General features: G+C 35.5%; 8 protein-coding genes and 2 rRNA genes. 6 read left to right on the top strand and 4 right to left on the bottom strand.

Annotation, left to right across the window (positions count from 1 at the left end):
• The 3 genes from Q9306_RS24120 to Q9306_RS24110 all read right to left on the bottom strand — a co-directional run.
• A 16S ribosomal RNA gene (locus Q9306_RS24120) occupies positions 1-96 on the bottom strand; the annotation flags it as partial.
• A 549-nt stretch (positions 97-645) separates the two neighbouring features.
• Positions 646-1548: an EamA family transporter gene (locus Q9306_RS24115; RefSeq protein ID WP_306203110.1), complete on the bottom strand. Its 903-nt coding sequence runs from the start codon at positions 1546-1548 to the stop codon at positions 646-648.
• A 666-nt stretch (positions 1549-2214) separates the two neighbouring features.
• Positions 2215-3072 carry an alpha/beta fold hydrolase gene (locus Q9306_RS24110; RefSeq protein ID WP_306203108.1) on the bottom strand — a complete coding sequence of 286 codons (858 nt, stop codon included), beginning with the start codon at positions 3070-3072 and terminating at the stop codon, positions 2215-2217.
• A gap of 112 nt (positions 3073-3184) precedes the next feature.
• Here Q9306_RS24110 and Q9306_RS24105 point away from each other — a divergent pair, with 112 nt between their 5' ends.
• The 6 genes from Q9306_RS24105 (at position 3185) to Q9306_RS24080 (ending at position 8424) form a co-directional block, all read left to right on the top strand.
• Positions 3185-4123: a helix-turn-helix transcriptional regulator gene (locus Q9306_RS24105; RefSeq protein ID WP_306203106.1), complete on the top strand. Its 939-nt coding sequence runs from the start codon at positions 3185-3187 to the stop codon at positions 4121-4123.
• A gap of 78 nt (positions 4124-4201) precedes the next feature.
• The gene (locus Q9306_RS24100; protein WP_306203104.1) at positions 4202-4918 is read left to right on the top strand and encodes a response regulator transcription factor; all 717 of its coding nucleotides are present in this window, start codon (positions 4202-4204) and stop codon (positions 4916-4918) included.
• Positions 4905-5915: a sensor histidine kinase gene (locus Q9306_RS24095; protein ID WP_306203102.1), complete on the top strand. Its 1011-nt coding sequence runs from the start codon at positions 4905-4907 to the stop codon at positions 5913-5915. The genes Q9306_RS24100 and Q9306_RS24095 overlap by 14 nt, the downstream gene beginning before the upstream one ends.
• Positions 5916-6257: 342 nt before the next feature.
• Positions 6258-7178 (top strand): ABC transporter ATP-binding protein, encoded by a 921-nt coding sequence (locus Q9306_RS24090; protein ID WP_306203099.1) that lies wholly within the window; start codon positions 6258-6260, stop codon positions 7176-7178.
• On the top strand, positions 7171-7908 hold the full coding sequence (locus Q9306_RS24085) for an ABC transporter permease (protein ID WP_306203097.1): 738 nt from the start codon (positions 7171-7173) through the stop codon (positions 7906-7908). Before Q9306_RS24090 ends, Q9306_RS24085 begins: the two co-directional genes overlap by 8 nt.
• 297 nt (positions 7909-8205) lie before the next feature.
• Entirely contained in the window at positions 8206-8424 is a 219-nt protein-coding gene (locus tag Q9306_RS24080; protein WP_306203095.1) for an alpha/beta-type small acid-soluble spore protein, read from the top strand.
• A gap of 145 nt (positions 8425-8569) precedes the next feature.
• On the opposite strand, the gene rrf is transcribed toward Q9306_RS24080, so the two are convergent.
• Positions 8570-8654, bottom strand: a 5S ribosomal RNA gene (gene rrf, locus Q9306_RS24075); the annotation flags it as partial.

The raw sequence follows: 8654 nt of genomic DNA, 5'->3' as shown, positions 1-8654 counted from the left end.
CTTCTTAAGAGCAAGCTCTTAATCGGTTCGCTCGACTTGCATGTATTAGGCACGCCGCCAGCGTTCATCCTGAGCCAGGATCAAACTCTCCAATAAAGTTTGTCTAGCATCATAAATAAAAATTGACGTTTCACGTTGTTTGTTTCGTTCAGTTTTCAAAGAACTTATCCGTCGCTCAATTGCGACTCCCTTATGTTAACATTTCAGTTATTCGATGTCAACTAAGTTTTTTTTCGTTTGTCTTGGTTACTTTATTTCACCGGCGACTCGTATAATATTACTCCTCTTTATAATAATAGTCAATAACTTTTTTAAAATAAAATATTATCTCTTATTACTTCATTATTTTGCACCCATGCAACTTATATGCAAAAACTCAAAATGGATTTAGATATACCAAATAGAACTGTTATTTAATATACTTTATATAGAATTTCAGGCGCGTAAGCCTAATTCTCCTTAATATCTGGCTTATGAAACATATCTATAGAGACTCCATATAAAAACAACGTTAATTCAATAGCGAAAAGCCTTTTTACCCTAATAACATTCCCCTATTAGGGATTACAACACATGCCCATCAACTTAAGAAAAGAAAAGCTATACGTCGCATTAAAGTAAAAAGAGCACATCATGTGCTCTTTTTTAGGCGCTTTGTTCTATATTACGTTTCCTTTCTTTCCGTGCAGTAAGGATTTGCGGTGTGAAAATACCAAGCAATATGCAAACAATGCCAAGCCACTGTAATAGCGATACGACTTCATGAATAAGTGTAATAGAAGCGATAATTGCTGTCGGTAGTTCGGCAGCTCCTAGAATCGTTCCAAGTCCTGTTCCTACTTTTGGGACACCAATGGAGAAGCATATGACTGGTACAACAACACCGAAGAAGCCTAGGAAGAATGCATATTTCCATAATCCAGCCTGTAAGGCACCATCAGTTAAGAAGTTTGGAGGAAAGATTAAGCAAACGATAAGCGTAGCACTTGTTGTCATCAGAAAGCTTTTTGTATATGGCGGTACATTTGTAGCAACACGTCCGCTTGCAAAAATATAAAAGGAAAAAGAAACAGCGGCTAATAGTCCAAAAATAATGCCTTTTGTAGAGAAGTTTTGTCCAATTCCTTCAAACACACCACCTGCAAATAACGTTCCAGCAAATAAAATGATAATCGATATTATCTTTTCACGGCTTGGAAATGTTCGATTCGCAATTGCTTCAATGACTACTCCAATCCATGTAAATTGAAAGAGTAAAACAACAGCAATCGAAGCTGGTAATTCTTCTACAGAGATTGCATAGAAAATGCCGGTCATGCTCATTGTTGTTCCGACAGCTAATAATGAAAGTACTTGTTTTGTTGAAACTTTATGACGTGAGATAAGAAGAACGAGTAGTAAAAGTCCAATCCAACCAAATACATATTGTCCGCCTAATAGCTCATGCGCAGAAAAACCATTCATAAAGCCGAGCTTGAAAATTGTTGAAAGTACGCCATAGCTGCAGGCACCGAATAAAACTAATAATGAAAACTTAAATTTCTTCATACAAAATCCTCCTTTATAAATAAAAAACGCCCGCTGTCCAGTTCAGGACAACAGGCGAACGAAACAGAGTGAAAACTCTACAAAATCCCGCCACTCACAATCGTGTGTGAGTTTGGATATAAAATAATAACAAACAAAAAATTTGATAATTATGGTGACTCTAGTTTATAGCAATCTTTTTTATATTTTCAATATAAATATCAAAATGAATCTCAATGGTCATCAGAGCTTACTATATATATGCAAATTGAAAAACCGACATAAAAACCCTTTTCTTTTTAGGGAGGCGAGAGCGTCTGGCCGTGAGTAGAAGCGGTCAGTGCCTTTTCCTGCCACATGCGATGTTCAAACAGAGAGAAGGAGAAAGTAGCAGGTTATTTTTCAATATGGCTGCGACTTGTGTGTTGGGAAATCAAGTTGGATTTATATATGTAAACAAGAATTGATAGAGGGATCATCCCATCGCCATCAACTTAAGATTTTGAAATGCACCCAAAACGAATTTTTTCTCGCTACATTTATTTATGACAATTAAGTTCACCTTTTTTGTTTTAGGTATTTTATTTTCGCTCGGTTGATGGCTATGTGGTCACAACACCATTTCGGGAAAATCGTACAAAATTCCCGAAATGATATGGTGAGGATTATTACTAAACTACTGTGTAATTACGTTAACTTATAAGAAGAATTCAAAAACCCCTTAATCTCATGAACAAACTCCTGCGCATGATCAAACATCATAGCATGAGAGGACCCAGGAATTACAACTGTTTTGCTTTCCCTTAACTTACATTCAACACTTTTTATGAACGCTAATTTCTTATTAAGATCACCTTCCTTTTCTGCTGGAAGGAATAATACTCTACATTGGACATTATCATACAACTCTTCTATCCTTCTATTATAAAGATCTTCCGCAATCTGTCTCATATTCTCCTGTTTAGACACAAACGCCACTTTTCCATTTTGAAGTTTTCGAGGGTTATAATCTTCCATAACTAAAGCTCTGTTCTTATTCCATGGTAGCCAGTTCTTTTTCATATACTGTATCAAATCTTCTCTTGAATCAAACTCCTGCTCCGGATTAGAAAAGTATTTATTTACATGCTCTTCTTTCGATTCTGTATACAAGCCACCATCGCCTGAATGATTGACTAAAGCTCCTTCAGAATTCACTAATGACATAACTCTATCTGCATACATCGATGCGAACATTGTTCCAATATAACAACCAAGCGAACTCCCTACTATATGAGTTTTATAAATACCGAGAACATCTAGCAGATCTCGAACATCTTCAACTAAAGTTTCAAGTTGATATCCGTTTTGAGGATGATCCGAATTGCCATGTCCCCTTATATCAATAGCAATCACGCGATATTCTTCTATAAACTTTGGAATAATGCTTCGCCAAATAGCTGCACTTCCTCCCATATAATGCAGAAATAAAATCGGCTCACCGTTCTGGCTGTACTCATAAGCTTTAATTTTTATTCCCTCTCTATTTACCGTATATTCTCTCATTTCCTAATCCCCCTTTAGTTTCCCCTCGTACATGAAGCGAACTTCGTGACTTCACATTTATTTTATCGTATATTGGTGACAAACAATGTCACTAATGCTAGGAGATATTTTTATGTCTAGAACAGGGAGATTATTTGAACTATTAATTACACTAAATACAAAACATCGATTTACTGCTCAAGAGTTAGCAAACGAATTTTCAGTATCCAAAAGAACGATACTTAGGGATTTACATCTATTAAGCGAAATGGGTGTCCCTCTTTTTTCTTCCCCCGGGCCAAATGGTGGCTACACGCTTATAAGGGAACAAAAACTCCCTACTATCTCATTAACACCAGAAGAAGCTACAGGATTACTGCTGTCCTATAAACTTTTAGAGGACGGACCTTTTGAACAAGAAAATATATCAACCATTACTAAAATCCGTTCCAGTATGTCTATAGAGATGCTTCAAAAAATCGAGACATTACAAGATAGACTAGCTATCGATTCCCCCAAAAGAAGCTTTAAAAATCATTACCTCAAAGAACTTTTACAAGCATCATTAGACAAAAAGCATCTTCAAATAGAATACGAGTCCCGTTCCGGATATTCAGTCCGAACAATCTTTCCTTATGGACTAGTTCTATCTAATGGCTTATGGTACTCTCCTGCATTTTGTTATAAACGAAAAAGGAATGTCCCATTTCGAGTCGATCGAATTATTTCCCTCAAAATACAGCACAATTTCTCAGGGCCAATCCCAAGAGATATGCCGGTTACACAATGGCTAAATCAAACAGAAACTTCATCAAAAGAACTTACTTTACGAGCAACGCTAACTAAAAAAGGATGTAAAATGATTGATCCTCATCCTATTGGAGAATGGATTCAAGTTACCTCTAATGGTAAGGGAATAATTGAAGAAAAGTTTAGAGAATCAGATATACCTTTTATCGGAGGACTTTTCCTTAGTCTTGGGGCGGAAATATTAATAGAGGAGCCTGTTGAATTAATACAGTTTGTGAGAGGAAAAGCGCTGGAAGTAGTTAGCCAATACTCTAAAGTATAAAACGTCTCCTTATTTTTACAATTCATAGTATATAATTAGTTCATACAACCAAATTACAATTTAGAAGCAGGTGAAAAGATGGGAACCGTTCGCGTACTTATAGCTGATGATGAAAAAGAAATAAGAGATTTATTAAAAAAATATCTTGAGAGAGAATTCTATACAGTAGATGTAGCAGTCGATGGCGAAGAAGCCCTTCATTTATTTAAGCAAAATAAATATAACCTCGTCATATTAGATCTGATGATGCCGAAAATAGACGGTATCGAAGTATGCAAAAAGCTTAGAGAGCAAACAAACATTCCTATATTAATGCTTACTGCTAAAGATCATGAGGTAGATAAAATTTTAGGATTAAGTATTGGTGCAGATGATTATATTACAAAGCCCTTCAGTATCCATGAAGTAGTAGCACGGGTGAAAGCTCTTATGAGACGTTTTTTAGTATTAGGAAGCGACGCTATCTCTCATGAACAAATAATCCTTCAGTTTAAAGGGTTAACCATTGATTTAAAAAAATACACAGTTACCGTAGGTGAAGAAGGAATAGCTTTAACTGCGAAAGAACTAGAGCTACTAAAATTTTTTGCTTCCAACCCTGAACAAGTATTTACGAAAACACAACTCTTTCGCAATGTTTGGGACAGTAATTATATAGAAGATGATAATACAGTTATGGTACATATTAGAAAACTTAGAAAGAAGATCGAAACTGATCCTTCAAACCCAAAGTTCATCCAAACTGTGTGGGGAATCGGCTATAAATTTGTAGGTGAAAAAGATGAAAAACGATAAAGTTCTTTATCTTATCTCATTTCAGCTTATTATCATTCCGATACTTCTGCTTATTGAAATGAGTCATACATTTAAACTCATTTTATTTACTGTATTATTTCTTATAACGGTAAGTCTTTTCTTTATAAGAATCCATTTTATTCAGAGTCGGAAATCTATCGTTGCTAGCTTACGACGAGCAATTGATGGAAATTTACAGACAAGGTTATACACGACCAATGATAACTCGTTGGATGATGTCATTTTTTCTATAAATGAATTAATTACAGAACTAGAAAAGGTACAAGTTGACGCTAGAAAGTCGCAAGAGGCTAGAAAACAACTCTTATCTAGTATTTCACACGATATTCGAACACCTCTTACTTCCATTATTGGATATGTTGATGCTTTAAAAGATGGGATCGCTTCTTCAGAAGATGAAAGGCGAGAATATCTCGAAATACTCTCAAAGAAATCAAGCAGCTTAAAACAATTAGTTGATCAAATATTTAATATGGCTAAGCTAGATGCAGATGAATTCCACATGCAAAAAGAGTCTCTCGATTTTGCTGAGATTACTAGAGAGTCGCTAATTGAATTTTTACCTGAACTCTCAAAACATAACATAGAATTGCAAGTTTATATTCCAGAAACACCTTGCCCTATTACAGCAGACCACCTTAGTCTTGTCCGAATTATAGGTAACCTCACGAAAAATGCGATACATTACGGAAAAGTGGGAAAGGTAGTGGGAATAGAACTACTAGAAACCACTTCTGAATACCAACTACTCATTTGGGACAAAGGACCTGGAATTTCAAATAATGATTTAGAAAACGTATTTGAGAGAATGTATAGAAGTGACCAATCAAGGAATGCTTCGCATGGCGGGAGTGGTCTAGGACTCGCTATTGCAAAAGCTCTCGTAGAAAAAAACGGCGGAAAAATATGGGCAGAAAGTATTCCATGGGAACGAACCACATTCAGCTTTTCCATGCCTAAACAAACTACTTTGTAACTACTCAGCCATACATTGCATGTAGAAGTTTAGTAAGGGGGATACTCCCATCGAAAATACACTTACCTATAATTGCTGCCAAGAAGGTAAAGATAGACATGCGCCTCGCCTCGTTTCCTTTCTTTGTTTTAAAACTTTGCGCGTGGCAGGAAAAGGCCCTGACCGCTCCTATGCATCGCCAGTTCCTCCCAGACCATTTAAAAAAATGCTTTTCTTTCTTTTTTTACAGAGTAACTGAGTAGTTACACTACTTTTAAGAAACAGTTAAGAAATGATTAAGCAGCTGTTAAATCCTCCTTTTTATTATGTAAGTAAGAGTTCATAGAAAGTAGGTGTTCCAAAATGAGTGCAATTATAAAAACAACAAACCTTACTAAAATTTACGGCAATCAAAAATCAGTAGATAATCTAAATATAAATGTAAATCAAGGAGAGATTTACGGCTTTATCGGGCGAAACGGTGCAGGTAAAACAACGACAATTCGAATGCTGCTAGGTCTCATAAAACCTACAAGCGGAAAAATCGAAATATTCGGGGAGGATTTCTTCAAAAATCAAAAAGAAATTTTAAGAAGAATTGGTTCTATCGTTGAAGTTCCAGGGTTTTACGAAAACCTTACTGCAAGAGAGAACCTATTAATTAACGCAAAGATAATCGGAGTCCATAAAAAGAATGCCATTGAAGAAGCACTAGAAATTGTAGGGCTGCAGCATGAAACGAAAAAAATAGTCGGGAAATATTCTTTGGGGATGAAACAACGATTAGGAATCGCAAGGGCCCTTCTCCATTATCCCGAACTATTAATACTAGATGAGCCAACAAACGGTTTAGATCCAATTGGTATTAAAGAAATGCGCAAACTTATTAAATCTTTAGCACAAGAAAGAAATATAACGATATTAATTTCCAGCCATATTTTAGCGGAAGTGGAACAGCTAGTCGATCATATGGGAATCATTCATGAAGGGAAATTATTAGAAGAAATCGCTCTTGATACACTTCGAAAAACAAATCGTAAATACTTAGAATTCCAAGTAAATGACGATAATAAAGCTGCAATGCTTTTAGAAAAACAATTTCATATTTTTGATTACGAAGTTCATGATGAAGGAAATATTCGCGTGTATTCTCATTTCGGACAACAAGGACAGATTAATAAAATGTTTGTTCAAAACGATATTGAAGTATTAAAAATTATGATGAACGAAGACAGATTAGAGGATTATTTCACCAAATTGGTTGGGGGTGGGACCATTGGTTAATCTACTATATACAGAATTATTAAAACTGAAACGTTCTAATATGTTCTTAATTAGTATTATTGGGGCAGCGGTAGCACCGTTTATGATCGTTTTGGCCTTTTATATAGAAATGAAAACAAAACCATCTGCTACACCCGCGAGTTTCGATGCCCTTTTTCTTAATGTAAATATGTATACTATATTATTTATGGGAGTCCTTCTATACGGGGTCGTTACCGCTTATCTCTTTAATCGTGAATACACAGAAAATACATTGAAAAATTTATTAACCATTCCTGTATCACGTTTTAACTTTATTATGAGCAAATTTATCCTTTTGTTTATTTGGATTATGATCCTAACTATAGTTGCATGGGGACTAACTTTACTATTAGGGCTATTAGGAGGTTTTCCTGGATTAAGCATCCCTTTATCTTTTCAATTTTTAGTGAGATTTTTACTAGGCGGTGGATTCCTTTTTATCTTATCTTCTCCTATTGTACTGCTAACTCTTGTAATGAAGACTTATGTTCCGCCTATTATATTAACAATTGTTGTAGCAATGGTAAATGTTCTAACTGCAAGTTCGGAACACAAAGATTTGTTTCCTTGGACGGCTGCACTAGATATAGTAAATAATGAATTGCAACCAACATATCCTCCAGAATATTCTTATGTTGCCATCGCCGCTACAGCTATTATCGGTTTTCTCGCAATACTATTCTATTTTAAAAAAGTTGATATTCATTGATTTAGCTAATCATCAAGAAGTATGAAAAGGTCCTTCAAAGTCTGAAGGACCTTTTCATTCACATACAACACTATTATCAACCAGCGCGTTCCATCATAATATAAAAAGAATAGTGTTTTTTGTATTTTTAGGGTAAAGATTTATCTTAGGGTGATGGCAACGTGGCGCTCCCACATATCCATCAACTTAAACTTTCCATCTAAGGAGAATTCGAGACGAAGATATAAATATTGAGTATATATGTATATTCATCACAATTAAGAGCACATTATATACAAATATAATGGAGGTGTAATTATGAATATTCAAAGACATGGTTATAATACAAACGAAATTCTTATTGCAGGTGCAGCAAGTGCAATTGAGCAAATGAAATATGAAATTGCTCGTGAGCTTGGGGTCACACTTGGTCCAGAGACGTCTGCACGTGCCAACGGTTCTGTCGGAGGAGAAATCACAAAACGCCTTGTTCGAATTGGTGAAGAGAAATTAGTGGGGCAATATAGAACCCATTAAAAATTTTACATAGCTAGACTAAAAAGTATCCTTTATGAATCTAAGGATACTTTTTTTATGTTTTTATATAAAAAGTTATTACAGTTACACAGAAAAAGAACGTTTCAAACACAAAAAAACCTAAGTCGAAACGACTTAGGTTTTTGCCTGGCAACGTCCTACTCTCACAGGGACAAAGTCCCAACTACCATCGGCGCTAGAGAGCTTAACTTCCGTGTTCGGTATGGGAA

Origin of the sequence: Bacillus multifaciens (assembly GCF_030756675.1) — a bacterium.
Lineage (GTDB): Bacteria > Bacillota > Bacilli > Bacillales > Bacillaceae_G > Bacillus_A > Bacillus_A multifaciens.
Note: the sequence above shows the minus strand (reverse complement) of the source record. Positions and strands in the feature narration are given on the sequence as shown.